Consider the following 26,091-nt stretch of genomic DNA (forward strand, 5'->3'; position numbering starts at 1 on the left):
AAGATTCAGTATTTTTCTGATGGTTTAAACTTACGGCAATTCAAAATGAAAATAAAGTATTAATTCATTATTTTCACATATTTATTCACCGCAAAGTCATTCCATTGATTATTTTCAGCGTGGAGCGCGAATTATATGCCATTCAATGGTAAAAGCTGAAGCTGATTTATTAAGCGGATAGAAAACAAAAAGCCCATTCACTGTTTAGTAATAAATGGGCTTTGCATAATAATGTCGGTTTACTGGCCTTTAACCTTGCGCTAAAGGCTAGCTCGCTAACTCATTGTTAGGATTACTTTTGGCTATTCAAAGCACGGATACGGCTTGATAGCGAGTAAAGACGGATGAAGCCTTCAGCGTGGCTTTGGTCGTAAACTTCATCTTCACCAAAGGTTGCAAACTCTTCTGAGTACAGGCTGTTGTCAGAACGCTTCTGAGTCACCGTTGCATGGCCTTTGTAAAGTTTGATAACCACTTCACCATTCACGTCTTGTGCTAGCTCATCTGTTGCTGCAAGAATTGACTTACATAGCGGAGTGAACCAACGACCGTTGTATACAAGGTGAGAAGCCTTAACACCCAGTTCTTCACGGAATTCGAACGCCGCTTTATCCAGAACCAGTTGCTCTACTGCACGCAGTGCTTCCATCATGATCGTGCCACCCGGAGTTTCGTAACAACCACGAGACTTCATGCCAACAAGACGGTTTTCTACGATATCGATACGACCAACACCGTGCTTCGCACCCTTCTCATTTAGGTAAACCAGTGCGTTGTATGGCGTCATTGTTTCGCCATCAACCGCTACCACTTCGCCTTTTTCAACTTTAAGTGTCACTGTTTCAGATTCGTTTGGCGCTTGCTCTGGGTCTACAGTCCAAGCCCAGCAATCTTCATCCGGTGCGTTCCATGTATTTTCTAGAACGCCACCTTCTGTAGAGATGTGCCATGCGTTTGCATCACGCGAGTAAATCTTAGTAAGAGAAGCGGTACAAGGAATATTACGCTCTGCTAGGTAATCTAGACACTCTTCACGGCTCACTAGATCCCATTCACGCCAAGGTGCAATTACGTGTAGGTCTGGTGCAAGAGCAGCAAATGCGCCTTCAAAACGAACTTGGTCATTACCCTTACCTGTACAACCGTGACATAGCGCGTCTGCACCTACTTTACGTGCTACTTCAACCTGAGCTTTCGCAATGATTGGACGAGCCATAGAAGTACCTAGCAAGTATTTACCTTCGTAGTAAGCACCTGTTTTAAGTGTTGGGTAGATGTAATCTGCCACCATCTCTTCTTTAAGGTCAGCGATGTAACACTCAGAAGCACCAGACGCTTTTGCTTTCTCTTCAATGCCAATCAGCTCTTCATCGCCTTGGCCTACATCAGCAACAAATGCGATAACTTCGCAGTCATAGTTCTCTTTCAACCATGGAATGATTACTGATGTGTCTAGACCGCCAGAGTAGGCTACTACAACTTTCTTTACGTTAACTTTGCTCATTTTCTTTCTCCTAATTTCCATACTGCACATGGCGGTCAGCGTTGGAAATGACTTCATAATTATATGTTTATTTAGTTTGTCTAAATTCTTTAAGTAGTGACTCGCTGTGAGGCCTACTGAGGTAAAAACTGTGTTCCTATGCTCTTACCTGAAAAAAGTTGTGTCAGTTTGTCTGGGTATCGCCAAGTGGCGACTTCGATTGGTCGTCCGAGGTCATTAGCGGCTTCTAATGCGGCTTTAACCTTAACGATCATGCCGTCAGTAATGACTTTGCCTGTGATGAGGTCATCGGCTTGTTGTTGATTAAGACTTGGAATCAGGTGCCCTTTACCATCCAACACGCCACTTACATCAGAAAGCAGTACCAGTTCAGCATCAAGCGCACCTGCAACGGCAACCGCGGCTTGATCGGCATTAACGTTCATCAGTTGGCCTTGCTCTGTCAGACCAATCGAACTAATGATTGGTAATGCACCAGCATTTAGGATCGCTTGCAGAACGGTTGAGTCGCCCGGCTCAGCTTTACCTACTGCACCCAATTCAGGGTTCAGCTCACTGACTTTACATAAACCACCGTCTGCTAGGCTCAAACCAACGGCATTGATACCGTCTTTAATCGCCTGACCTTGAAGTAACTTGTTGGCTGTACCCGCTAGCGCACCAGCAATCACAGGGATCTGATCATAAGGAGTAACACGTAGCCCTTCTTTCTTAACGGTTTCGAGGTTCAACTTATTCATCAAATCATCAACAAGGTAACCACCACCGTGAACAATCACGATTGGTCGTTGTGCTTGTTGTTGGTAAGCAGAGATAGCACCAAATAACTTGCTAAGTGTTTCACCACAAGATAGCGCAGCGCCACCTAACTTTATGATTAATGGTTGATTATTAAGGCTCATATCTAGATTTCCTTACACTAACGCAGTTAATGGCGCAAAACCATAACGTAAATTTAAACACTGCATCGCTTGGCTAGATGCACCCTTTAATAAGTTATCAATCGCTGAAACAACGATGATGTGTTGACCTTGAACCTTCCAACCTAAATCGCAGAAAGGTGTCTGTTCTACATCTTGAATTCTTGGCAATGTCTCTTCGAGTAATCTCACGGCTGGCTTACCTTGATAAGCTTGCTCGAAGGCTTCTTGTATCTGTTGTTCTGTCACACCGTCAGCCAGTTTCATAGTAATGGTCGCTAAAATGCCACGCTTAAAGTTGCCGAGGTGCGGGGTGAAAATTACATCACACCCTAGGTGTGCCGCCATTTCAGGTTGATGACGGTGGTTGAATACACCATAAGCTTGCAGGCTTACTTCGCAGAAGCTGTTGACCATAGTCGCCTTACGACCTGCTCCAGTAACGCCACTAGTCGCGTTAATCACTGGCCATTGGTTCTCATCCAGTAACTTTGCTTCAACTAAAGGCTTAATCGCCAGTTGTGATGCAGTTGGGTAACAACCCGCGACTGCAACAAGCTGAGCTTCTTTTATTTCTTGTTCGTTCCATTCCGCTAAACCGTAAGCCGCTTTGTCTAGCCATTGTTCGTGTTGATGTTCAAAACCGTAAAACTCTTGATAGAAGTTTTCGCCTTTAACTCTGAATGCACCTGATAGGTCGAACACTTGGCAATCGTTCTCAAGGAAGATTGGCGCTAGGTCGTGACTTACCTCGTGTGCAGTGGCTAAGAAAATCACATCCGACTGCTTTGCCACTTCTTCTGGATTCGTTAATGGCTGTACTGGCATATCAATCAGGCCAGCTAACTTACCGTGCAGTGCCGCAATAGGTTTACCTGCGTCTACACTATTGGCTGAGACATATAAACCTGATAGCGTGAGCTCAGGGTGTCTGTTTATCGTTAGAGCCAGTTCTGCTCCTGTGTAGCCGCTTGCGCCAATGATCGTGGTTTTCAACATCTCAACACATCCATTCTTGAGGTAAGTTACATTTCAAATTTGACTATTCATACTTAATTTTTAGCTTTATTTGATTTCTTATGCATTAAATATGATTTAATATGTGTTTTACCGACTTATGGTTTTCCTGTCAATAGTAGAAGTGAAGTTATTATGCAATTACCGAGTTTTCTAGAGGTCTATAAAGGCCTGATTTCCACCGACTCCATTAGCTCGACCGATCCAAGCTGGGATCATGGCAACGAGAAAGTTATCGAAAAAATGGCTCAATGGTTTAAAGACGTAGGCTTTAGTGTTGAGGTGGTAGAGGTCGAACCCGGCAAGCATAATATGGTCGCAAAGATGGGTTCTGGCGAAGGGGGCTTACTGCTTGCAGGACATAGCGACACCGTGCCATTCGATGAAGGACGTTGGAACTTCGACCCTCACGCACTGACAGAACACAACAACCGCTTCTACGGATTAGGCACCGCCGATATGAAAGGCTTTTTCGCTTTCGTTTATGAAGCCGCGAAGAAGATGGATTGGAGCAAGCAAACCAAGCCGCTTTATGTATTAGCAACCTGTGACGAAGAAACCACCATGTTGGGTGCACGTCATTTCACTGAAAATGCACCATTTAAACCGGACTACTGCATCATTGGTGAACCAACCAGCCTTGTGCCGATTCGTGGTCATAAAGGCCATGTCGCCAACGCAGTACGAGTAACGGGTAAATCAGGTCACTCTTCAGATCCAGCTCTAGGCGTTAACGCTATCGAGATCATGCATGAAGTGTTATTTGCTTTAATGCAGCTGCGTGACAAGTTAGTCAAAGAGTACCATCACCCAGGTTTTGCAATTCCAAGCCCGACCCTAAACCTTGGTCATATCCACGGTGGCGACAGTGCAAACCGTATCTGTGGTTGTTGTGAACTGCACTATGATGTTCGTCCTTTACCGGGCATCAGCTTAGATGGTTTAGATAACATGCTGCGTAGCGCACTAAAAGAAGTAGAAGCAAAATGGCCGGGCAGAATTGAGATTACTCCGCTGCACGAACCTATTCCGGGTTACGAGTGTCAGCACGATCATCCGTTTATCGGTGGCATGGAATCAGTGTGTGAAACTGAATCTCAAACCGTGAACTACTGTACTGAAGCACCTTTCCTTCAAGAGTTATGTCCAACCTTGGTATTAGGTCCAGGCTCAATTGACCAAGCTCACCAGCCGGATGAGTTCTTAAGCTTCGATTTTATTGACCCAACAATTGATGTTCTGAGTAAATCTATCCGTAAATATTGTTTCTAGTTATTACTTCTCAATCCGAATATTCACATAAAAGCCACCCTAAAAAGTGGCTTTTATTCTGCCATCCCTGATATAGCCGCAATCTTGTAATTAAATTTCACTTTTTCCCTAAGTTTTTAAAAATTTACTTCTCCCGCATTTTTAAACCTAATAATTGCAAACTTAGAATGCTTTATTTGACTAGATACAGCACTTTTCGCTAGATTGTGTACTTAACAAGGAACAATGGATGTAATTTTTTTACGAGGCAGGATGACAATGAACGAGAAATACGCCGCTCTCAAGAGTAACGTAAGCATGCTGGGACGCTTGCTGGGTAACACAATCCAAGATGCACATGGTGACGTTATCTTAGAGAAAGTGGAGACTATCCGTAAACTTTCCAAATCCGCCCGCGCAGGCAACAAAGCTGACCGTGACAGCCTAGTTGAAGAAATCAAAAACCTGCCGAACGAACAACTCACTCCTGTTGCTCGTGCATTTAACCAATTTCTCAACCTCACCAACATGGCAGAGCAGTACCACACCATCTCTCGCCACTGTGAGGAGCATGTTTGCGAACCAGACGTGCTGCAATCTCTATTTTCCAAATTAAACCAAAACGACATCAGCAAGTTAGATGCAGCTCAAGCTGTTCGCGACCTGAACATCGAACTCGTTTTGACTGCTCACCCAACAGAAATCACTCGTCGCACCATGATCAACAAGTTGGTTAAGATCAACGAGTGTCTGTCTAAATTAGAATTAAGCGACCTATCACACAAAGAGCGTGTGAAAACCGAACGTCGCCTAGAGCAGCTTATCGCTCAAGGTTGGCACTCTGATGTGATTCGTCAACAACGCCCAACACCACTTGATGAAGCTAAGTGGGGCTTTGCGGTTGTAGAAAACTCTCTTTGGGAAGCCGTGCCTGATTTCCTACGTGATATGGATGGCCGACTAAAAGGTTACCTTGGTGAAGGCTTACCAATTGATGCACGCCCAGTACACTTCTCATCTTGGATGGGTGGCGACCGCGATGGCAACCCATTCGTAACGCACACCATCACCAAAGAAGTACTGCGTCTATCTCGCTGGAAAGCCGCTGATCTGTACTTAGGTGACGTGAACGAGCTGATTACCGAACTGTCGATGACCAAGTGTAATGATGCCGTTCGTGAATTGGCTGGCGATGAGCACGAAGCTTACCGTGCAATCCTCAAGAGCCTACGTACTCTGCTGAACAACACGCTAGAAGTGCTTGATGCAAAACTGCACGACGCAGAAGTACCGAAGAAAGAAACACTACAGAATATAGACCAACTTTGGACACCGCTTTACGCGTGTTACCAATCGCTGCACGAATGTGGCATGGGCGTCATCGCGGACGGTTCTCTACTTGATACCCTACGTCGCCTAAAAGCATTCGGTGTGCACTTGGTTCGTCTCGATGTTCGTCAAGAAAGTACACGTCACTCAGACGTACTGTCTGAACTGACTCGCTACCTAGGCATTGGTGATTACGACCAGTGGAGCGAGCAAGACAAGGTCGCTTTCTTAACCAATGAATTAAGCTCAAAACGCCCACTGTTACCACGCGACTGGGAGCCATCCGAACAGGTCAAAGAGGTTTTGGACACCTGTAAGGTCGTTGCTGCTCAACCTCGTGAAGCCTTCGGTGCTTACGTAATTTCTATGGCTCGTACTGCTTCAGATGTACTGGCTGTTCACTTGCTTCTGCAAGAATGTGGTTGCCCGTACCGCATGGACGTATGTCCACTATTCGAAACGCTAGACGACTTGAACAACTCAGAAGCGGTAATGAAACAGCTAATGAGCATCGACTTGTACCGTGGCTTTATCCAGAACCACCAAATGGTGATGATTGGATATTCTGACTCAGCAAAAGATGCCGGCGTAATGTCTGCAGGCTGGGCTCAGTATGACGCGATGGACAAGCTGGTTAAGGTTTGTGAAGAAGAAGGCATTGAGCTAACTCTATTCCACGGCCGTGGCGGTACAGTTGGTCGTGGTGGTGCGCCAGCGCATGCAGCCCTACTTTCTCAGCCACCTAAAAGCTTGAAAGGCGGCTTACGTGTAACAGAACAAGGCGAAATGATCCGCTTTAAGCTTGGCTTGCCAGATGTTGCAGTAAACAGCTTCAACCTTTACGCAAGTGCGATTCTAGAAGCGAACCTTCTGCCGCCACCGGAACCAAAACAAGAATGGCGCGACCTAATGGAAGTGCTGTCTCAAGTCTCTTGTGAGGCTTACCGTAACGTGGTTCGCGGTGAAGAGAAATTCGTACCTTACTTCCGTCAAGCGACGCCTGAACTGGAGCTAGGTAAACTGCCTCTTGGTTCTCGCCCTGCGAAACGTAACCCGAATGGCGGCGTAGAAAGCTTACGTGCGATTCCATGGATCTTCTCATGGAGCCAAAACCGTTTGGTACTTCCAGCATGGTTAGGCGCAGGTGAAGCGATTCAATATTCCGTCGACCAAGGTCATCAAGCACTGCTTGAAGAGATGTGTCGCGAGTGGCCATTCTTCTCGACTCGTCTGGGTATGTTGGAAATGGTGTACTCGAAGTGCAACATGGAAATCGCTAAGTACTACGATCAACGCCTTGTTGATAAAGAACTGCTGCCGTTGGGTGAATTACTGCGTGAACAATTGCAGAAAGACATCAAAGCCGTGCTGAATGTAGAAAATAACGAGAACCTGATGCAGAGTGACCCATGGGGGCTTGAATCAATTCGCCTACGTAACATCTATGTTGAGCCACTAAACATGCTTCAAGCTGAGTTGCTTTACCGTACTCGTAAGTGTGAAACACCACCAGCAGAACTAGAAGAAGCGCTAATGGTGACGATTGCAGGCATTGCAGCAGGTATGCGAAACACTGGTTAATTAGTGATTCCTACTATAACCTAATCAGCATTTACATCTACAAAAAGAACAAAAGGTCGCCATGCGCGACCTTTTTATTTTGCAAAATAAACACTAATGAGTATTTTGTTAGTTTTTTGGGTTATTTTGTCCATGTATTCTACTTTATGCTTATTATTTAGATATACTACTGCTCCGCTGCGGAAATACTCCAATAAAATAATCTGCAGCAGTTTGACCAAGAAATCGGTCAACCTAGGTGATAAACGGCTTTATAAGGTGACATAACCAACCGCTGAGTTGGTGCTACTTAGACATAACCAATATAACGTGCCATTAGAAGCACACTTGTTGTTTAAGTATTTGTTTACTGTTTACCATTTGGATTTCAGACATGTCATTACCACACGTAATTCTAACCGTTTTAAGTACACGCGATGCTACTGGTTACGATATCACAAAAGAATTCTCCGCAAGCATTGGTTACTTCTGGAAAGCTAGCCACCAACAAGTTTACCGCGAGCTAAATAAAATGGCTCAGAACGACCAAGTAACTTGCGTGCTTGAACCTCAAGAAGGCAAACCTGATCGTAAAGTTTACTCTATCACTGACGCTGGTCGTGGCGCTCTAGGTGAATGGTTTGAACAACCGACTGCACACCCAACGGTTCGTGATGAGTTCTCAGCTAAGCTAATGGCTTGTGCTGTTCAAGCATCTGACCCGTACCGTGTACAACTTGCTGAGCTAGTAGAAGAGTCTCGCAAACTGGTTTCTCACTACAAAGAGATTGAAGCAGCTTACTACGCAACACCATCAACGCTAGACAAGCAAGCGCGCCTTGAGCGTCTAACACTTCGTCGCAACCTACTGATCCGTGAAGCATGGATTGTATGGGCTGAAGAAGTGCTGCTTGAACTTGGTGCTATCGCATAAGCTAGAAGCTAGAAGCTAGAAGCTAGAAGCTAGAAGCTAGAAGCTAGAAGCTAGAAAAGCAAAAGGCTTGAACTCTAAGAGTCCAAGCCTTTTTTGTATCTGTAGGATTTGAAATGTTACTGCCAGAGGCTTTCTACAAGTGCTTAGTTTTTGATTACAGCGCAGCAATTTGTGGACGAACACCTAGCGTATGGCAAAGCGCGTAAGTCATTTCTGCACGGTTTAGCGTATAGAAGTGGAAGTCCTTCACACCTTCACGGCTCAGCGTACGAACCATATCAATCGCTTGGCTCGCGCCTACTAACTGACGAGTCGTTGGATCATCATCCAAGCCTTCGAATTGCTTCGCCATCCAGCCCGGCACTTTTACGTTGTTCATTGCTGCAAAGCGAGACGCTTGCTTGAAGTTAGATACTGGCAAGATGCCCGGTACAATCTCAACATCAACACCCGCTGCCACACAACGGTCACGGAAACGTAGGTAGCTTTCTACATCGAAGAAGAATTGCGTAATAGCACGGTTCGCGCCCGCATCCACTTTACGTTTTAGGTTGATAAGATCAGATTGAGCGCTCTTCGCTTCAGGGTGAACCTCAGGGAATGCTGCTACCGAGATATCAAAATCATGACGTGATTTAAGCAGTTCAACTAGGTCAGATGCGTACATCTCTGGCGCACCGCCACCAGCGGGAATATCACCACGCAGAGCAACAATACTTTCGATTCCATTTGCCCAATAATCGTCGGCAATTTGAATCAGCTCTTCACGGCTAGCATCGATACACGTTAAGTGTGGTGCTGCCACTAGACCCGTTTGGTTTTTGATTTCTTTAATGATTGAATGGGTACGATCACGTTCGCCCGAGTTTGCACCATAGGTTACCGATACAAATTTTGGTTGAAGTGTTTTAAGACGGTGAACAGAGTTCCACAGTGTTTCTTCCATCTTCTCACTGCTTGGTGGAAAGAATTCAAATGACACATTGATGTTGTCAGAAAGCTCTGCGATATTCTGATTCAAAGCGTCGATATGGCCTGCGTGTGTGTATCCCATCTTACTCTCCCTGTGGCAAAAGCAACCACTAAAAATCTTAAATCTTAAATCCTTCGAACGCCGTTTAGACGTCTATATGTCTGTAGAATGTATTGAATACGATTTAATGTCAACAGATCCATTATGAATTTTTCTCAAGTAGATCGTGAGTAAAACTCAAGTAGTTAGATGGCTCGCAAAGCAGAAATAATGTAGAAAAAAGGCTGAAAAACACATCGTGCTTTCAGCCTTGTTTATCTTAGTGAATAGTATGACATTTAGGCACTAAACCAACCGATCTGAGTATCAGAACAGGCTAGACATTCTGTTTAGGTCAGATTGAATTGCGCCAGCTGTTACTTCACGACCAGCACCCGGGCCACGAATAACCAATGGATTATCTTTATACCACTTACTCTCAATCGCAAAGATGTTGTCGCAAGGCAGTAAGTTCGCCAGAGCGTGTTCTTTAGATAGCGCTTCAACGCCTACGGTAGCTTTACCATTCTTCTCCAAACGCGCGACGTAACGCAGAACCTTCTGCTGAGAATGTGCTTTTTCTAAACGTTCAGCTAACTCTTCGCTCAGCACAGAGGCCTTATCAAAGAAGTCATCAACGGATAGGTCTTGTAACTCTGCAGGTACCAATGATTCTACTTTCACGTTTTCAGGTTCAATATCTAACCCCGATTCACGAGCCAGAATCACTAGCTTACGCATCACGTCTGAGCCATCGAGGTCAGCGCGAGGATCGGGTTCAGTGAGGCCTTGCTGCCACGCTAAGTCAACCAACTCACTGAATGGCACCGTGCCATCGAACTGTTGGAACAACCAAGACAAGGTGCCCGAGAAGATACCCGATAGCGCGATGATGTCATCGCCGCTTTCACGCAGGTCACGTACCGTGTGGTTAATCGGTAAGCCAGCACCTACTGTCGCGTTGTACAACCAATGACGGCTGATCTTAGCGAAAGCATCTTGCACTTGATGGTAATACTCGCTTGATGCAGAACCTGCCACCTTGTTAGCCGAGATCAGGTGAATACCTTGTTGTGCGACTTGCAGGTATTTTGCTGCAAGCACAGGGCTCGCCGTGACATCTAAAACAACCGCTTCATCGTAGCCCTGAATAGAACCTAAACGTTCTAGCCAGTCGTTGCCGTTATTGGCAATCGCTTCGTCATCAAAGCGTTTACCAACTGAAGTCGCGTCAATGCCTTGGTCGTCGAACCAATAAGTTTGGCTATCAACCACCGCAACTAATTCAAAGTTCATTCCACGACGCTTTTCAAGTTCCGCTTTTTGCTCAGCAAACAGGCTTAACCAACTTGAACCAATGTTGCCCTTGCCACATAAAGCAATCGCAACACGCTTCTGCGCTTGGAACAATTGAGAGTGAATGCCTTTCACTAGGCTTGATGTTTCACTCTTACGAATCACAGCGACTAAGCTCAAGCCAGAGTTCGCTTCTGAGATGAATTCAACCGGTGAGCTCTTGAGCTGCTGGTAGAAACCGTAGCAATGGTTCGGGTTCTTAGTCACACCCGCACCTACCGCCGCAATCAGAGAGAAACCTTCTTTGAGCTTAATCTCAGCTTCAATCGCGTGGTCTTGTAGATATTCCAGAGCGCCACCAGCGATCTCTTCTGTGTAAGCAAGACGCAAGCAGTGCTGATCCGGTTCAAGTTCATAAGCAAGCGGCTCTAATTGAGCGCGCTTAAGCCCTTCAAGGACTTCACTCTCTAGACGATCGAAATCATGACCGTGACCAAAGGTCAGCTGCACGATAAGAACTTCATCTAAAGAGGTAATAATTTTTGCACCACGACCCGATGCCAGTACACGCTCTATCTGTGTAGAGCCAGCTTCTGGCTGATAGCTGCAGCGTAAGCTTAAATCCATAGCACTTTGAGCAACAGGCTGTAACGTTCGGCTATGAAGCACTGGAGCCGCTAAACGAGCTAACTCACTCGCTTCATCAAGGCGAAGCAGAGGCAGTAAACATGCATCCGAAACCAAGCGAGGGTCAGCGCTGTATACGCCTGCCACATCACTCCAAATCGTCACACGTTCAACTTCCGCCAAAGCACCAATCACAGTTGCTGAGTAATCCGAGCCGTTACGACCTAGCAGTACCGTTTCACCTTCAGTGTTTTGAGCCATAAAGCCGGTAATCACCACACGACAATGCGCATGCTGCGCTAGAGCTTCTTTAATCAGAGGATACGAGCGAGCACGGTCAACTTCAGGTTGAGCGCCCGCTTCTGCACGTAAAAAAGCACGAGCGTCTTGAGCAACTGCTTGTAAGTCATGCTGGCACAACAAAGTCGCCAACAAACGTGAAGACCAAATCTCGCCATGACCAAGCACTTGCGCTTTTTGTGCTTCGCTCAAGGGAGCAGTGAGCTCACCCAAAGCGGTAAATTCTTGTTGGATGGTTGCCGTTAGTTGAGAAGCGGCTTCGCCTTCAAGCAATGCTTCAATCAGTTCAAGTTGGAACTGACGAAGGGTTTGTAGGCATTCATGCGCAATACGACCATCTTTGTCGAGCGCTTCAACAAACTCAATCAAGCGGTTAGTTGTTTTACCCGCTGCTGATACAACGACTAAATCCGTTGCTGATGAGTATTCTCTAAGAATGTTGACTACGCGTTGGTAACATTCAGGATTCGCTAGACTGCTGCCACCAAATTTATGTAGCTGGCGAAAGGTTGCCATTATTAACCCTCCCCTTCAGCGATAAAGCCTTGTGTTCTTTCGAAAGCTTGCTTGAGATCGTCGATGAGGTCTTCTGCATCTTCAAGACCAACAGAGAGGCGCAGTAGTTGTTGAGAAACACCCGCTTCTGCTAGAGCTTCTTCGCCCATCGCACGGTGAGTCATCGACGCAGGGTGACAAATCAAGCTTTCAACACCACCCAGTGATTCAGCCAAAGAAAATAGCTCTAACTTATCGACAAAATATTTAAGTGCTTCAAAAGAGCCCGCGAACTCAAAGCTCAGCATAGAACCAAAGCCCAACTGCTGTTTCTTCGCGATCTCGTGACCCGGATGTTCAGGAAGGCTTGGGTGGTAAATTGTACCCACCAGATCTTGTTGTTGCAGAGCCGTCAGAATTTCACGTGAGCTTTCTTCGTGAACACGCATACGCGCACCTAGCGTACGAATACCACGTAGAGTCATATAGCTATCAAATGGTGTGCCGGTTGCACCAATACAGTTGCCCCACCATGCTAACTCTTCAGCGTGTTCTTCAGTTTTCGTCACCACAACGCCACCAATAACATCTGAGTGTCCATTGATGTACTTGGTGGTTGAGTGGATAACAAAATCAGCACCCAGCTCTAAAGGCTTTTGGAACACAGGCGTCAAAAACGTGTTGTCGACAGCAACCAGAGCACCCACTTCTTTCGCTTTGCGGCAAGTTTCTGCAATATCAACCACACGAACCAATGGATTCGATGGTGTTTCAATTAAGATCAACTTTGGCTTAAGCGCGATCGCTGCATCCAGCGCGGCTTGATCCGATTGATCAACAAACAGAACTTTGAAGTCACCTTTAAGTGAGCGTGTATTAAACAGACGGTAAGTGCCACCGTAGCAGTCGTGAGGTGCGATAATAAGATCATCGCCACCTAAGAAAGCAGAAACCCATAAGTTAAGCGCCGAGGTACCACAGTTAGTGACAACCGCGCCTTTACCAGACTCAAGCTCAAACAGTGCCGTTTCTAATAAACCACGGTTTGGGTTACCAGAGCGGGTATAATCGTACTTTGGCACTTCACCAAAAGCGGGAAACCCATAGTTAGTCGAAAGATAAATAGGTGGGACAACAGCATGGTGTTGCGTGTCTGACTCGATGCCAGTACGTACTGCGATGGTTGCTGGCTTCCGGCTGCTCATAGGTGCTTCCTTACAAGTTTTGCGTCTGAGAATCACAGCTGCTTGTCGGCATTTTGCGGCTGTGTTAGATATATGTTATTCACTTTACTTTCATAAACGTGAGACGTCAACACTTCTAGACGTCTATATGTCTTTGCTTATGGCAGTAAATCCCGCTAAAATCACCACTATTAATTTATTCTAACAACTAAAGTGATGAAGGTACGCAATGGCCGACTGGAATGGTGAATACATAAGCCCATATGCTGAGCATGGAAAGAAAAGCGAACAAGTAAAGAAAATTACAGTTTCTATCCCTCTAAAAGTGTTAAAGGTTCTTACTGACGAGCGTACTCGCCGCCAGATTAACAACCTACGCCATGCAACAAACAGTGAGCTACTGTGCGAAGCCTTTCTACATGCGTACACAGGCCAACCACTACCAACGGATGAAGACCTTCGTAAAGACCGTCCAGACGATATCCCTACTGAAGTGAAAAAACTGATGACAGAGATGGGTATCGAGTTCGAAGCGTTTGACGAAGAATAAAAACAACTCAGTCACTGCCTTCAATATTGATTCGCGATAACTGAACCCTATTTGTCACATCAACCACTATGCCCTCTATGACTGCGCAGTGAATGATAGACATAAAAAAACCGACTCCTAATGGGTCGGTTTTTTATTATTCTTTTTCGCTCAATAGAGCAACTGCTATAACAAGCTATTGAGCTATTGAGCTATTGAGCTATTGAGCCATGTAGTTAGCAGGCATCTCAATACGAGCCACGCCAGACTCAACCGCCGCTTCCGCAACAGCTTTTGCAACGCGAGGAAGTAGACGTGGGTCCATTGGCTTAGGAATGATGTAACCTGTACCAAACTCCAATGCAGTCTCACCCGCAGCAGCTAGTACTTCAGCTGGAACTTCTTCTTTTGCTAACTCACGAATCGCCTTAACTGCAGCTAGCTTCATCTCATCATTGATTTCGCTTGCACGCACGTCTAGTGCACCACGGAAAATGAATGGGAAACAAAGTACGTTGTTTACTTGGTTAGGGTAATCACTGCGGCCTGTACCCATAATTAGGTCAGAACGAACTTCGTGGGCAAGCTCAGGCTTGATCTCTGGATCTGGGTTTGAACATGCAAACACAACAGGCTTATCAGCCATCAGCGTTAGTGCTTCAGCTGGTAATAGGTTAGGGCCTGATACGCCCAAGAACAGATCAGCGCCTTCGATAACATCTTCAAGTGTGCGCTTATCAGTGTTGTTTGCGAACAACGCTTTGTATTCGTTTAGGTCATCACGACGAGTGTGGATCACACCTTTACGGTCAAGCATGTAGATCTTCTCGCGCTGAGCGCCACACTTAATCAGTAGCTCCATACATGCTACAGCCGCTGCGCCAGCACCTAAACAAACGATCTTACACTCTTCAAGTTTCTTGCCCTGAAGTTCGATCGCGTTCAGCATACCCGCTGCCGTTACAATCGCAGTACCGTGTTGGTCATCGTGGAATACAGGTACATCACAACGCTCGATCAGGCGACGTTCAATCTCAAAACAATCTGGTGCTTTGATGTCTTCTAGGTTAATACCACCGAATGTATCTGCGATATTCGCAACCGTATCAACGAACTCATCGATTGTGCGGTGTTTTACTTCAATATCGATAGAATCTAAACCAGCAAAACGCTTAAACAGTAGCGCTTTACCTTCCATTACAGGTTTAGAAGCAATAGGACCAAGGTTACCTAGGCCAAGAATCGCAGTACCGTTAGAGATAACAGCAACCATGTTGCCCTTACCTGTGTATTTATAGACGTTATCAACGTTCTGTGCGATCTCGCGAACAGGCTCAGCCACGCCTGGGCTGTATGCAAGTGCTAGATCTTCTGCAGAGTTTGCAGGCTTCGTCAGTGCTACGGCAATTTTGCCTGGAATTGGGAACTCATGATAATCAAGAGCTTGCTGACGGAATCGTTCTTGAGGCGATAATTCTTGAGAGGATTGGTCTTGGCGGCTGTCTTCAGACATAGGTGTAGGTTCCTAGGATATTATTATTTGGGGGATCTTGTTCATGTTAATAGATGTACTTCAAAGTTCCTAGGTGGTTAAAGCCTCTGTCTCATTAAAAAACGAGATTTCACTACTAATAAGACCAGTGAGCAGTTGAAATTACTATCGCTTGTTGAACTTTCGAGCGGATTTCTAGGGAAGCGTGATTCAGGGGAAAGTGTTGGAGCTAAACTCAAATCGACAGCCTATCGTCGAGATAAGCGAAGAGTGTTATTAAAGTCAGGGGTTTCTCAAATTTCAGGCAACAAAAAAGGACACCGAAGTGTCCTTTTTCATGTCTAAATAGCGAGAATTACTTCTTGCTAGAAAGAGCACCGAAACGCTTGTTAAAGCGATCTACACGGCCGCCTGTATCTACGATACGTTGCTTACCAGTGTAGAATGGGTGACATTTGTCACATACGTCTAGGTGAATACCATCTTTACCTAGAGTAGAGTTGAATTCGAATGTGTTGCCGCAAGAACAAGTTGCTGTTACTGCTTTGTATTCTGGGTGGATTCCAGCTTTCATGGGATAACCTCAATTAGGCCGTGTCGCCATCCGATTCTAAGCCGGACACCACACGTTGTTAAAAAATAAAATAAAGACACCGCAGCATCACTAAAAAGCGATAAAGCCATACCTTTAAGGCGCAGTATAGTAATGAATCTGTGAGGTAGGATCAACTGATTTGATACATTTTTCACCAACACAGTCCTTAAACCCTCTATTAAGCGTTATTTTCTGGCTCCAGTAGCATTCAAGCCTCAAGTAAGCTCTGTCATCTAAACTGCTCCTCGAATTTAACGCCCTTATCCATTAGACTGTTCGCTCTCGTCAACTCAGATAAAGCCGTCCCTTTATGCGTCCAATGATTGCCCGTGTGGCACTGCCTGTTCCACTCGACAAGCAGTTCGATTACAAGATTCCTAGCCACCTATTTCCGATTATTGGCGGTCGAGTCTCTGTGCCTTTTGGACGACAAACCTTAACCGGTATCGTGACGGCTCTGGTTAACGAATCAGAATTCGAGCTCGACAAGCTCAAGCCTATTAAAGCCTTATTAGACAACCAACCCGTTTGGCCTGAATCGGTCTACTCACTCTTGGTATGGTGCAGTCAATTCTATCAGTACCCACTGGGCGAAACCTTGGCTAACGCTCTGCCTAGCGCTTTACGAAAAGGCAAAGCTGCCGATTTCGCAACGCTTGTTGAATGGCAACTGACCCCATCAGGTAGAGATCAACTGATGCAAGGCTTTGGTCGCGCAGTCAAACAAGCCAAAGTCATGCACATGCTTGAACACGGCGCAGTTCCTCATCAAGAGTTCATTGATGAAGAGGTGGGCAGCGCAGTACTGAAGACGTTGGAAGAAAAAGGCTGGATTGAGTCGGTAGAAAAAAAACCGAAGCGCAAGCCATGGCCAGTGGAACTCGAAAACGACCAAGACAAGCCAAAACTCAATGCAGAGCAAGCCATCGCAATTGCGACAGTAAACAGCCAAACCGATTTTGGTTGCTTCTTGTTAGAGGGTGTCACAGGTTCGGGCAAGACCGAGGTCTACCTGAATATGATCAAGCCGATTCTCGACCAAGGCAAGCAAGCGTTAGTCTTGGTACCTGAAATTGGCCTCACTCCACAAACGATTAACCGCTTTAAGCGACGCTTTAATGTGCCTGTTGAGGTTATCCACTCTGGATTAAACGATTCTGAGCGACTCAATGCATGGCTATCAGCCCGCGATAAGATTGCTGGCATCGTGATTGGTACCCGCTCGGCTCTATTCACGCCGTTTGCTGATTTGGGCATTATCATTGTTGATGAAGAGCATGACGCCTCTTATAAACAGCAAGATAGCCTGCGCTACCACGCTCGTGATGTCGCGATCATGCGTGCTCATAAGGCGCAAATCCCAGTGGTTCTAGGTTCGGCTACACCGGCTTTTGAAACGCTGCACAACGCCCAGATAGGTAAATACAGCTATCTCACCCTCACCTCACGCGCTGGTGTCGCACTGCCGACCACCAATAAAGTGTTGGATGTTAAGGGGGAATATCTGGAAAGTGGCTTATCTGCGTCGTTAATTGCAGAAATGCAAAGACACTTAAAAGCGGGCAACCAAGTGATGCTGTTCCTCAATCGCCGCGGTTTTTCCCCAGCATTGATGTGTCACGACTGTGGTTGGACTGCCGAATGTAAACGCTGCGATGCTTACTACACCTATCACCAATACAGCAATGAAATGCGCTGCCACCATTGCGGCTCGCAGCAGCATATCGTGCACAATTGCCAAGGCTGTGGTTCAGCTAACTTAGTGACGGTAGGTGTCGGCACCGAGCAACTTGAAACGCAACTTGGTCAACTATTCCCTGAATACAAAACCATTCGTATTGACCGCGATAGCACCCGTCGTAAAGGCAGCCTAGAAAGCGCGTTAGAATCGATTCGTAAGGGTGAATACCAAATTCTTATCGGTACACAGATGCTTGCTAAAGGTCACCACTTCCCTGACGTGACACTTGTGGCGTTATTGGACGTTGATGCATCTTTATATAGTAGTGACTTCCGCGCCTCTGAAAGACTGGCTCAGTTGTTCACCCAAGTTGCAGGTCGAGCAGGACGTGCCAGTAAGCCAGGTGAGGTTATCTTACAAACTCACCATCCAGAACATGGCTTATTACAAGCGCTATTGCATAAAGACTATAACCACTTTGCTCAGACTGCTCTGGCTGAACGCAAACAAACGATGTTGCCGCCTTATACCTTCATGACTCTGTTTAGAGCAGAAGCGAACGACACACGCTTGGTGGAAGAGTTTTTGCGTCAAGTTCGTCACACATTGGAATCACATCCGTTGTTTGACCAATATTGCATGGTGCTCGGCCCAACCCCTGCGCCTTTGGCAAAACGAGCAGGGAAATCTCGCTGGCAGCTGATATTGCAAACACAGACTCGTTCATTAATGCAGAAGCTATTAATGAGTGCTAAACCTGCGATCAATATGTTACCCGCTGCGAAAAAAGTCCGCTGGTCACTCGATATTGAGCCGCAAGATTTGAGCTAAACCCACTCGGGTTAAAACTAATGATAAGTTTGTTCACAAATATTTCATATTTCTCGTGAGCAACTTCACACTAGTCATGTGATTTTTGTTAATCTAGCCGTAACTTTACACGGATGAAACGAATAAAATATTGCAATAAAAAAAGTGTTAGCAACACTTTCACAATATCTATCCGATTGTATTAATTATTCACGCCTTAGATACTTAGGCAGCAAAGGAACTTAAAAGAGGGTTTAATTTATGGCGACAATGAAGGATGTTGCCCAGCTAGCAGGCGTCTCAACCGCAACGGTATCACGTGCATTGATGAACCCTGAGAAAGTCTCAGTTTCGACTCGTAAACGAGTAGAGACAGCAGTACTTGAAGCTGGATACTCACCCAATACATTAGCTCGAAACTTACGTCGCAACGAATCAAAAACCATCATCACTATTGTTCCTGATATCTGTGACCCTTATTTCGCTGAGATCATCCGTGGTATCGAAGATGCTGCAGTAGAAAATGACTACCTAGTTCTACTTGGCGACAGTGGTCAGCAGAAGAAGCGCGAATCATCATTTGTAAACTTGGTATTCACCAAACAAGCTGACGGCATGCTGCTGTTAGGCACTGATCATCCATTTGATGTCAGTAAGCCTGAGCAAAAGAATCTACCTCCTATGGTGATGGCGTGTGAATTTGCACCCGAGCTTGAATTGCCAACGGTACATATCGACAACCTAACCTCTGCATTCGAAGCCGTGAACTACCTAGCTCAATTAGGTCATAAGCGCATTGCTCAAATCTCTGGGCCAACCACTGCAACCCTATGTAAGTTCCGCCAGCAAGGTTACCAACAAGCACTGCGCCGCGCTGGAGTATCAATGAACCCAGCTTACAGCACAGTGGGCGACTTCACCTTTGAAGCTGGCGCGCAAGCGGTTCGTCAATTATTGGCACTTCCGGAGCAGCCAACTGCGATTTTCTGTCACAACGATGCGATGGCAATTGGTGCGATTCAAGAAGCGAAGAAGCTAGGTTTACGTGTTCCTCAAGACCTATCGATTGTTGGCTTCGATGACATCCAATTCGCTCAATACTGCGATCCACCGCTAACGACGATTTCTCAACCTCGTTACGAAATTGGACGCCAAGCGATGTTGATGATGCTTGATCTACTGAAAGGTAATGATGTTCAAGCAGGTTCACGTCTACTTGAAGCCAAACTCGTGGTTCGTGGCAGTACGGCACCACCTCGAATTTAGGCAAGATAAATACCCACACAAACCTGCGGCACATTTTGATGTGCCGCTTCCATTTCTGCACTATTATCCTCGCGCAATCTGGATTACCATGAGAGCAGAACTATCAACTATTGAATTGTCTTGTGGCTAATAGAGATTATGTAAAGCGCGGTCGTGGCACGAAAAAACCGACCAAGAAACAAGCCCCTCGCCGTAAACCTTGGCGCAGTGGTCTTTTGGCGATCCTCCTTGCCGGTGGTTTTGGTTACGGACTTTACTTATTGAGTAACGATCCTGAGCCGCCAACACCAGTGCCAGAGGTGAGCAAGCCGAAACCTAAGCCAAAACCAACGAAAGTGATTCCACCACCTCCAGAAGAGAAGTGGGACTACGTTGAAACGCTGCCAAGTCGCGAAATTGAAGTTAAAGCCAAAGAGCAAGAGATCTCGAAGATCCCTTACATCATGCAGTGTGGCGCTTACAAAACAGCTTCTCAGGCAGATGCGCGTAAATTGGATATTGCTTTCCAAGGTATCTCGAGTGAAATCCGTAAGAAAGACGGCAGTAGCTGGTATCGTGTGGTTCTAGGGCCATACAAGTTTAAGCGTGACGCCGAGCGCGATCGCCACAAACTACAGCGAGCAAAAATCGAACCTTGTGCTATTTGGAAAGACACCGAGTAGTTTTAGATTCAGTCGCAGTCTTAATCTTAGCAAAAGCCAAAAAACAAACACCGAAAGCCTCCCATTGTGGAGGTTTTCTTTTATCCCTTCGCCCTTTAACCAAATTTCCTTACAACTTCCGCCGATAAGTTGCGCGACATCACTCGACCTTCCTTGAATTATCCGAGCACCATCCTCATATACTTTTTATACCCAAAGATAAGAAATATTAAGAGGCCCTACTCGTGACTACCATTGTATCTGTACGTCGTAATAATAAAGTCGTCATCGCGGGTGATGGACAAGTATCTCTAGGCAACACCGTAATGAAGGGCAATGCCCGTAAAGTACGTCGCCTATACAACAACAAAGTACTGGCTGGTTTTGCTGGCGGTACGGCTGATGCTTTCACGCTATTCGAAAAATTTGAAAGCAAGTTGCAAATGCACCAAGGCCACCTAACCAAAGCTGCCGTTGAGCTGGCGAAGGATTGGCGTAGCGACCGTGCTCTACGTAAATTAGAAGCACTGCTAGCAGTAGCGGATGAAACTGCTTCATTGATCATCACTGGTAACGGTGACGTAGTTCAACCAGAGAACGACCTGATTGCGATCGGTTCGGGCGGTAACTTCGCTCAAGCAGCGGCTACTGCACTATTAGAAAATACAGATTTAGATGCGCGTGAAATTGCAGAAAAGTCGCTGAACATTGCTGGCGATATCTGTGTATTCACCAACCATCAGCACACTATTGAAGAACTAGAGAGCACCGTTGAGCTGCCAAAGCCAGAGTAGCGACCGCTTCCATCAATAACGTTGTATTCAACAGTGATTAAAGAATTAAGGAAAAACCATGTCTGAGATGACTCCTCGCGAAATCGTTCACGAACTCAATCGCCACATTATCGGCCAAGACAACGCTAAGCGTTCAGTTGCTATCGCACTACGTAACCGCTGGCGTCGTATGCAGCTTGAAGAAAGCCTGCGTGTTGAAGTATCACCAAAAAACATCCTGATGATTGGCCCTACCGGTGTAGGTAAAACTGAAATTGCTCGCCGTCTAGCGAAACTAGCAAACGCGCCTTTCATCAAAGTAGAAGCGACTAAGTTCACTGAAGTGGGCTACGTAGGTAAAGAAGTTGAAACCATCATCCGTGACCTAACGGACGTTGCGATCAAGATGACGCACCAGCAAGCGATGGAAAAAGTACAATACCGCGCTGAAGAACAAGCTGAAGAACGCATTCTTGATGCCCTTCTACCACCAGCACGCGATGCTTGGGGTCAGAACGAGCAATCAACGGAAGAAACCACCTCTTCAAACACTCGTCAGATTTTCCGCAAGAAACTGCGCGAAGGTAAGCTAGACGACAAAGAGATCGAAGTTGATGTAGCGGCGCCACAAATGGGTGTTGAAATCATGTCACCTCCAGGCATGGAAGAGATGACTAACCAGCTACAAGGCATGTTCCAAAACCTCGCTGGCGACACCAAGAAAAAGCGTAAGATGAAAATCAAAGACGCATTCAAAGCACTGACTGAAGAAGAAGCTGCGAAGCTTGTGAACCAAGAAGAGCTAAAAGAGAGCGCGATCTTCAACGCTGAAAACAACGGCATCGTATTCATCGATGAGATCGACAAAATCTGTAAGCGTGGCGACAGCTCAGGCCCAGATGTATCTCGTGAAGGTGTTCAACGTGACTTGCTTCCTCTTATCGAAGGCAGCACAGTATCAACTAAGCACGGTATGGTTAAAACTGACCACATCTTGTTTATCACTTCAGGTGCATTCCAAGTGGCTAAGCCATCAGACTTGATCCCTGAACTGCAAGGTCGTCTGCCAATCCGCGTTGAACTTGAAGCGCTTTCTGCACATGACTTCAAACGTATTCTTACTGAGCCAAAAGCATCACTGACCGAGCAGTACATTGCCCTGATGAAAACAGAAGATGTCGGCATTGAGTTCACTGAAGATGGCATCAACCAAATTGCTGACGCAGCATGGCGTGTGAACGAAACTACTGAAAACATCGGTGCGCGTCGTCTACATACCGTCATGGAGCGCCTAATGGATGAGATTTCATTCGACGCAACAGACCGAGCAGGCAGCAAATTGGTGATTGATGAAGCTTATGTAATATCTAAGCTTGGCGAGCTCGTAGAAGACGAAGACCTAAGCCGCTTCATCCTGTAGCACAGGAAACTCCAACTTATTGCTCTATCTCAAAGAAATAGCAGCTAATAAGCGAATTCAAGGCCCACTTTCGAGTGGGCTTTTTATTACCCGAAAAATGGGCGTATACTCAAATCACAGTATGAAACGAAGACTTACAAAGAATTAGACCTACGATGAAACAATCTCTACTGATTTGGCTTGATGCCGCACGACCAAAAACTCTGCCTCTCGCACTTGTCTCTATTCTTACAGGAAGTAGTTTAGCGTTCGCCAACGACCAATTTTCTTTGTCGATAGCCCTGCTGGCATTTTTAACTGCCACGCTATTACAGATTTTGTCGAATTTAGCGAATGACTACGGCGATGCGGTTAAAGGCACGGATAACGACAAACGCCTAGGCCCGATGAGAGCCATGCAGTCAGGCGCTGTCACCGCCCAAACCATGAAACAAGCGATCATTCTCAATATCGTATTTACGGTAATCGCAGGGTTGATTCTTATTTTTCATGCACTGAGTTCACTCGAAAGCATCTTATCTTTCATTGCTTTGGGTGTTTTAGCGATTGTCGCAGCGATTGCCTATACCGTCGGTAATAAGCCTTATGGTTATATTGGCCTTGGCGACTTGTCGGTGTTTATCTTCTTTGGCTTGTTAGGGGTTTCAGGTACTTACTTCTTACATACCGGCCATGTAGAACCCAGCCTGTTCCTTCCAGCGCTAGGCTGTGGACTAATGGCGGTTGCCGTTCTCAACATCAACAACATGCGTGATATTGAAAACGACAGCGAATGTGGCAAACGCACCATGGCCGTTCGTCTAGGGCAACGTAAAGCTAAGCAGTACCATTTCGCGTTACTCGGTTTGGCGCTTGCGTCTTTCGCCATCTACCTACTGATTCAAGAAAAACCGGTCTGGATTAGCCTACCGTTTTTACTCAGCATTATTATTGTGTACAAGCATGGCAAAGCCGTTTGGGAAACCGAAAAACCGGCTCAGATTGCCCCAATGATGCCCGTTATTGTGAAATGTTCACTGGTGACTAATCTACTGTTTGCAGGGGTTGTCGTAGCTCAAACTCTATTGAGTTAATTAAGACTAATCATTGCAAAGGGATCAAGCACCGATATACTCAAAGTAAGCTCATTGTTCAAAAGGTATGCTAATGGAATACAACACTTCAGCACTGTGCGACATATATTTGGATCAAGTTGATGTCGTGGAGCCAATGTTCAGTAATTTCGGTGGACGAGCGTCATTCGCCGGACAGATCTCGACGATAAAATGTTTTGAAGACAACGCATTGATTCGGTCTGTATTAGAACAAGATGGTCTGGGGCGGGTGTTGTTGATCGATGGTGGCGGCTCACTGAGAAAAGCGCTGATCGATGCTGAAATAGCATTGCTTGCCGAAGACAATGAGTGGGAAGGTATTGTGGTTTACGGCTGCGTACGCGAAGTCGATGAGCTAGAAGACATGAACCTTGGTATTCAGGCTTTGGCCTCTATTCCTGTAGGTGCGAGCCAAGAAGGTGTCGGCGAATTAGACGTGCCGGTCAACTTTGGCAGCGTTACTTTCTTGCCGGAAGATTACCTCTACGCGGACAACACGGGCATCATTCTTTCTGCTGAGCCTTTGGATGTTGAGCTTGATTTGGATGTTGAGGAAGAAGAGGTCGAGTAGCTCACTCAGCTTCAAATAATTAAAAAACCATAAGAACACAAAGCATAATAATACAAACAAAAACGCCCGCTACTCAGTAGCGGGCGTTTTTTTAAATCTGAAGAGTCAATTACTCAACGTCATCCATTTTACCTAGAAGGTTACGGATGCGATCTTGCCATGCAGAGTGCTCTTCCTGCATTTGCTGAGTTTTTTGCTCTAGGTCGTGACGGCTTGCTTTTAGCTCACCAGCTTCTGTTGCTAGTGCTTCTTTCTCTTCTTTAAGCTCTTCCACTTCCATTTGAAGAAGTGCAATTGTATCTACTGCTGTTTGAATTTTTGCTTCTAGCTGCTCTAGTACTTCAAAAGACATTCTGGCCTACCTTTAAGTTATCCATTTGATGGTGAAGGTCTACTCCACTTATTTCCCCATTCTACTCAGCAGAGCAAGGATAAACACTCTATATATTCGATATTTTGCGCCATTCGATGAAAAAAACAGCGCTTTTTACCGAATATTGACGTGAATTATTACTAGCGCGACAACAGACTGATTATTTTGATGAATATTACCTGTTTTCACCTGCAAATTGATCGAGAGCAATCCCCCAAAAACAAAAAGGCAAACGTTTCCTTTGGGATATGGTAAAATTCGCCGCGAAATTTCTATTCCCCCTTTGAAAATTTTGGAGTCCGCATGAAACGCGATTTAGCAATGTCATTCTCTCGTGTCACTGAAGGTGCAGCACTAGCTGGTTACAAGTGGCTTGGCCGCGGCGATAAAAACGCTGCAGATGGCGCTGCTGTAGAAGTAATGCGTAGCCTACTGAACAAAACCGAAATTAGCGGTGAGATCGTTATTGGCGAAGGTGAAATCGATGATGCACCTATGCTATACATCGGCGAAAACGTCGGTATTGGTGGTGATGCTGTAGATATCGCCGTTGACCCAATTGAAGGGACACGCATGACAGCAATGGGCCAATCAAATGCATTGGCGGTATTGGCTGCAGGCGAAAAAGGCAGCTTCCTTAAAGCGCCTGACATGTACATGGAGAAATTAGTTGTTGGCCCTGGCGCAAAAGGCGTGATTGACCTAGAACTGCCACTGACAGAAAACCTAGAAAACATTGCGAAAGCACTAGGTAAAACACTCGATACACTAGTAGTAACCACTCTTGCTAAACCACGTCATGATCAAGTGATTGCTAACATGCAGGCGATGGGCGTTCGTGTATTCGCAGTGCCGGATGGTGATGTTGCTGCTTCTATCCTAACGTGTATGCCAGACAGCGAAGTTGACGTCATGTACTGCATCGGTGGTGCTCCTGAAGGTGTCGTGTCAGCTGCGGTTATTCGCGCACTCGACGGCGACATGCACGCACGTCTGCTTCCTCGTCATGAAGTAAAAGGCGATACAGAAGAGAACCGTAAACACGGTGAGCTTGAATTAGAGCGTTGTGCTGAGATGGGCGTAACGGCGGGTATCGTGTTGAAGATGGAAGACATGGCTCGTAGCGACAACGTTGTGTTCTCTGCAACGGGGATTACTAAGGGTGACCTGCTAGAAGGCATCACTCGTACAGGCAATATCGCAACCACAGAAACACTGCTTATCCGTGGCCGCTGCCGTACCATTCGTCGCATCAAGTCTATTCACTACCTGGAGCGTAAAGACCCAGAAGTGATTGGTCACATCCTGTAAACCTAAACTAGGTTCAACAGAACACGCGAAGGCTGATACCAAGTATCAGCCTTTTGTTTTATTGGCCATCAAGAACCTGTGCATTTCATCTGCACCATAGTAAATG

The 26,091-nt window shown here is 46.0% G+C and carries 21 protein-coding genes; 12 read left to right on the forward strand and 9 right to left on the reverse strand.

Features of this window, described 5'->3' with window-relative positions; genetic code table 11:
* Positions 1-292 precede the first annotated feature (292 nt).
* The 3 genes from AC3CKG_RS15085 to argC form a co-directional block, all read right to left on the reverse strand.
* Positions 293-1,504, reverse strand: a complete 1,212-nt coding sequence (locus AC3CKG_RS15085) for an argininosuccinate synthase (RefSeq protein ID WP_488528535.1) — start codon at positions 1,502-1,504, stop codon at positions 293-295.
* A 113-nt stretch (positions 1,505-1,617) separates the two neighbouring features.
* Positions 1,618-2,406, reverse strand: a complete 789-nt coding sequence (gene argB / locus AC3CKG_RS15090) for an acetylglutamate kinase (RefSeq protein WP_076668771.1) — start codon at positions 2,404-2,406, stop codon at positions 1,618-1,620.
* 12 nt (positions 2,407-2,418) lie between these two features.
* On the reverse strand, positions 2,419-3,423 hold the full coding sequence (gene argC / locus AC3CKG_RS15095) for an N-acetyl-gamma-glutamyl-phosphate reductase (RefSeq protein ID WP_488528536.1): 1,005 nt from the start codon (positions 3,421-3,423) through the stop codon (positions 2,419-2,421).
* A gap of 153 nt (positions 3,424-3,576) precedes the next feature.
* Here argC and argE point away from each other — a divergent pair, with 153 nt between their 5' ends.
* From argE to AC3CKG_RS15110, 3 genes are all read left to right on the forward strand, one after another.
* Entirely contained in the window at positions 3,577-4,713 is a 1,137-nt protein-coding gene (argE, locus tag AC3CKG_RS15100) for an acetylornithine deacetylase (protein WP_009848891.1), read from the forward strand.
* A gap of 252 nt (positions 4,714-4,965) precedes the next feature.
* Positions 4,966-7,602 (forward strand): phosphoenolpyruvate carboxylase, encoded by a 2,637-nt coding sequence (ppc, locus tag AC3CKG_RS15105; RefSeq protein WP_017108577.1) that lies wholly within the window; start codon positions 4,966-4,968, stop codon positions 7,600-7,602.
* A gap of 373 nt (positions 7,603-7,975) precedes the next feature.
* Entirely contained in the window at positions 7,976-8,515 is a 540-nt protein-coding gene (locus tag AC3CKG_RS15110; protein ID WP_017104637.1) for a PadR family transcriptional regulator, read from the forward strand.
* A 154-nt stretch (positions 8,516-8,669) separates the two neighbouring features.
* Here AC3CKG_RS15110 and metF read toward each other — a convergent pair whose 3' ends face one another.
* The 3 genes from metF to AC3CKG_RS15125 form a co-directional block, all read right to left on the reverse strand.
* Positions 8,670-9,569 (reverse strand): methylenetetrahydrofolate reductase, encoded by a 900-nt coding sequence (metF, locus tag AC3CKG_RS15115; RefSeq protein WP_029223209.1) that lies wholly within the window; start codon positions 9,567-9,569, stop codon positions 8,670-8,672.
* Between the two features lie 285 nt (positions 9,570-9,854).
* On the reverse strand, positions 9,855-12,266 hold the full coding sequence (locus tag AC3CKG_RS15120; RefSeq protein WP_017108578.1) for a bifunctional aspartate kinase/homoserine dehydrogenase II: 2,412 nt from the start codon (positions 12,264-12,266) through the stop codon (positions 9,855-9,857).
* 2 nt (positions 12,267-12,268) lie between these two features.
* Positions 12,269-13,450: an O-succinylhomoserine (thiol)-lyase gene (locus AC3CKG_RS15125; protein ID WP_102306776.1), complete on the reverse strand. Its 1,182-nt coding sequence runs from the start codon at positions 13,448-13,450 to the stop codon at positions 12,269-12,271.
* 208 nt (positions 13,451-13,658) lie between these two features.
* On the opposite strand from AC3CKG_RS15125, the gene metJ reads away from it, so the two are divergent.
* Positions 13,659-13,979, forward strand: coding sequence for a met regulon transcriptional regulator MetJ (gene metJ / locus AC3CKG_RS15130; RefSeq protein ID WP_004729686.1), 321 nt, complete (start codon positions 13,659-13,661; stop codon positions 13,977-13,979).
* Between the two features lie 199 nt (positions 13,980-14,178).
* On the opposite strand, the gene AC3CKG_RS15135 is transcribed toward metJ, so the two are convergent.
* Positions 14,179-15,471, reverse strand: a complete 1,293-nt coding sequence (locus AC3CKG_RS15135; RefSeq protein WP_372111248.1) for a malic enzyme-like NAD(P)-binding protein — start codon at positions 15,469-15,471, stop codon at positions 14,179-14,181.
* A gap of 334 nt (positions 15,472-15,805) precedes the next feature.
* A complete protein-coding gene (gene rpmE / locus AC3CKG_RS15140; RefSeq protein ID WP_017055855.1) occupies positions 15,806-16,024 on the reverse strand; it encodes a 50S ribosomal protein L31 in 219 nt (72 codons plus the stop codon).
* Positions 16,025-16,355: 331 nt separating this feature from the next.
* On the opposite strand from rpmE, the gene priA reads away from it, so the two are divergent.
* From priA to rraA, 7 genes are all read left to right on the forward strand, one after another.
* The gene (gene priA, locus AC3CKG_RS15145; protein ID WP_017104633.1) at positions 16,356-18,557 is read left to right on the forward strand and encodes a primosomal protein N'; all 2,202 of its coding nucleotides are present in this window, start codon (positions 16,356-16,358) and stop codon (positions 18,555-18,557) included.
* A 240-nt stretch (positions 18,558-18,797) separates the two neighbouring features.
* The gene (gene cytR / locus AC3CKG_RS15150) at positions 18,798-19,802 is read left to right on the forward strand and encodes a DNA-binding transcriptional regulator CytR (RefSeq protein ID WP_017104632.1); all 1,005 of its coding nucleotides are present in this window, start codon (positions 18,798-18,800) and stop codon (positions 19,800-19,802) included.
* A 122-nt stretch (positions 19,803-19,924) separates the two neighbouring features.
* On the forward strand, positions 19,925-20,464 hold the full coding sequence (locus tag AC3CKG_RS15155) for an SPOR domain-containing protein (protein ID WP_029223211.1): 540 nt from the start codon (positions 19,925-19,927) through the stop codon (positions 20,462-20,464).
* A gap of 224 nt (positions 20,465-20,688) precedes the next feature.
* A complete protein-coding gene (gene hslV, locus AC3CKG_RS15160) occupies positions 20,689-21,237 on the forward strand; it encodes an ATP-dependent protease subunit HslV (RefSeq protein ID WP_017104630.1) in 549 nt (182 codons plus the stop codon).
* A 58-nt stretch (positions 21,238-21,295) separates the two neighbouring features.
* Positions 21,296-22,636, forward strand: a complete 1,341-nt coding sequence (gene hslU, locus AC3CKG_RS15165) for an ATP-dependent protease ATPase subunit HslU (RefSeq protein WP_017104629.1) — start codon at positions 21,296-21,298, stop codon at positions 22,634-22,636.
* Positions 22,637-22,791: 155 nt separating this feature from the next.
* A complete protein-coding gene (locus AC3CKG_RS15170) occupies positions 22,792-23,709 on the forward strand; it encodes a 1,4-dihydroxy-2-naphthoate polyprenyltransferase (RefSeq protein WP_017104628.1) in 918 nt (305 codons plus the stop codon).
* A 73-nt stretch (positions 23,710-23,782) separates the two neighbouring features.
* Entirely contained in the window at positions 23,783-24,301 is a 519-nt protein-coding gene (gene rraA, locus AC3CKG_RS15175) for a ribonuclease E activity regulator RraA (protein WP_017104627.1), read from the forward strand.
* Positions 24,302-24,410: 109 nt separating this feature from the next.
* Here the strand turns inward: rraA and zapB are convergent, their stop codons facing one another.
* A complete protein-coding gene (gene zapB / locus AC3CKG_RS15180) occupies positions 24,411-24,653 on the reverse strand; it encodes a cell division protein ZapB (protein ID WP_017104626.1) in 243 nt (80 codons plus the stop codon).
* Between the two features lie 324 nt (positions 24,654-24,977).
* Between zapB and glpX the strand changes: the two genes are divergently transcribed.
* Positions 24,978-25,985 (forward strand): class II fructose-bisphosphatase, encoded by a 1,008-nt coding sequence (gene glpX, locus AC3CKG_RS15185; protein ID WP_488528537.1) that lies wholly within the window; start codon positions 24,978-24,980, stop codon positions 25,983-25,985.
* Positions 25,986-26,091 lie beyond the last annotated feature (106 nt).

The sequence above is a fragment of the Vibrio sp. QJM3NY_15 genome (assembly GCF_057785995.1).

What these genes read in the sequence shown, in the direction of transcription:
- glpX (WP_488528537.1), top strand. Translation starts at nt 24,978, where the DNA reads ATGAAACGCGATTTAGCAATGTCATTCTCTCGTGTCACTGAAGGTGCA.
- rpmE (WP_017055855.1), bottom strand. Translation starts at nt 16,024, where the DNA reads ATGAAAGCTGGAATCCACCCAGAATACAAAGCAGTAACAGCAACTTGT.
- AC3CKG_RS15125 (WP_102306776.1), bottom strand. Translation starts at nt 13,450, where the DNA reads ATGAGCAGCCGGAAGCCAGCAACCATCGCAGTACGTACTGGCATCGAG.
- argE (WP_009848891.1), top strand. Translation starts at nt 3,577, where the DNA reads ATGCAATTACCGAGTTTTCTAGAGGTCTATAAAGGCCTGATTTCCACC.
- AC3CKG_RS15085 (WP_488528535.1), bottom strand. Translation starts at nt 1,504, where the DNA reads ATGAGCAAAGTTAACGTAAAGAAAGTTGTAGTAGCCTACTCTGGCGGT.
- argC (WP_488528536.1), bottom strand. Translation starts at nt 3,423, where the DNA reads ATGTTGAAAACCACGATCATTGGCGCAAGCGGCTACACAGGAGCAGAA.
- AC3CKG_RS15110 (WP_017104637.1), top strand. Translation starts at nt 7,976, where the DNA reads ATGTCATTACCACACGTAATTCTAACCGTTTTAAGTACACGCGATGCT.
- rraA (WP_017104627.1), top strand. Translation starts at nt 23,783, where the DNA reads ATGGAATACAACACTTCAGCACTGTGCGACATATATTTGGATCAAGTT.
- zapB (WP_017104626.1), bottom strand. Translation starts at nt 24,653, where the DNA reads ATGTCTTTTGAAGTACTAGAGCAGCTAGAAGCAAAAATTCAAACAGCA.
- priA (WP_017104633.1), top strand. Translation starts at nt 16,356, where the DNA reads ATGCGTCCAATGATTGCCCGTGTGGCACTGCCTGTTCCACTCGACAAG.
- hslU (WP_017104629.1), top strand. Translation starts at nt 21,296, where the DNA reads ATGTCTGAGATGACTCCTCGCGAAATCGTTCACGAACTCAATCGCCAC.
- metJ (WP_004729686.1), top strand. Translation starts at nt 13,659, where the DNA reads ATGGCCGACTGGAATGGTGAATACATAAGCCCATATGCTGAGCATGGA.
- AC3CKG_RS15135 (WP_372111248.1), bottom strand. Translation starts at nt 15,471, where the DNA reads ATGTCTGAAGACAGCCGCCAAGACCAATCCTCTCAAGAATTATCGCCT.
- AC3CKG_RS15120 (WP_017108578.1), bottom strand. Translation starts at nt 12,266, where the DNA reads ATGGCAACCTTTCGCCAGCTACATAAATTTGGTGGCAGCAGTCTAGCG.
- ppc (WP_017108577.1), top strand. Translation starts at nt 4,966, where the DNA reads ATGACAATGAACGAGAAATACGCCGCTCTCAAGAGTAACGTAAGCATG.
- argB (WP_076668771.1), bottom strand. Translation starts at nt 2,406, where the DNA reads ATGAGCCTTAATAATCAACCATTAATCATAAAGTTAGGTGGCGCTGCG.
- AC3CKG_RS15170 (WP_017104628.1), top strand. Translation starts at nt 22,792, where the DNA reads ATGAAACAATCTCTACTGATTTGGCTTGATGCCGCACGACCAAAAACT.
- cytR (WP_017104632.1), top strand. Translation starts at nt 18,798, where the DNA reads ATGGCGACAATGAAGGATGTTGCCCAGCTAGCAGGCGTCTCAACCGCA.
- metF (WP_029223209.1), bottom strand. Translation starts at nt 9,569, where the DNA reads ATGGGATACACACACGCAGGCCATATCGACGCTTTGAATCAGAATATC.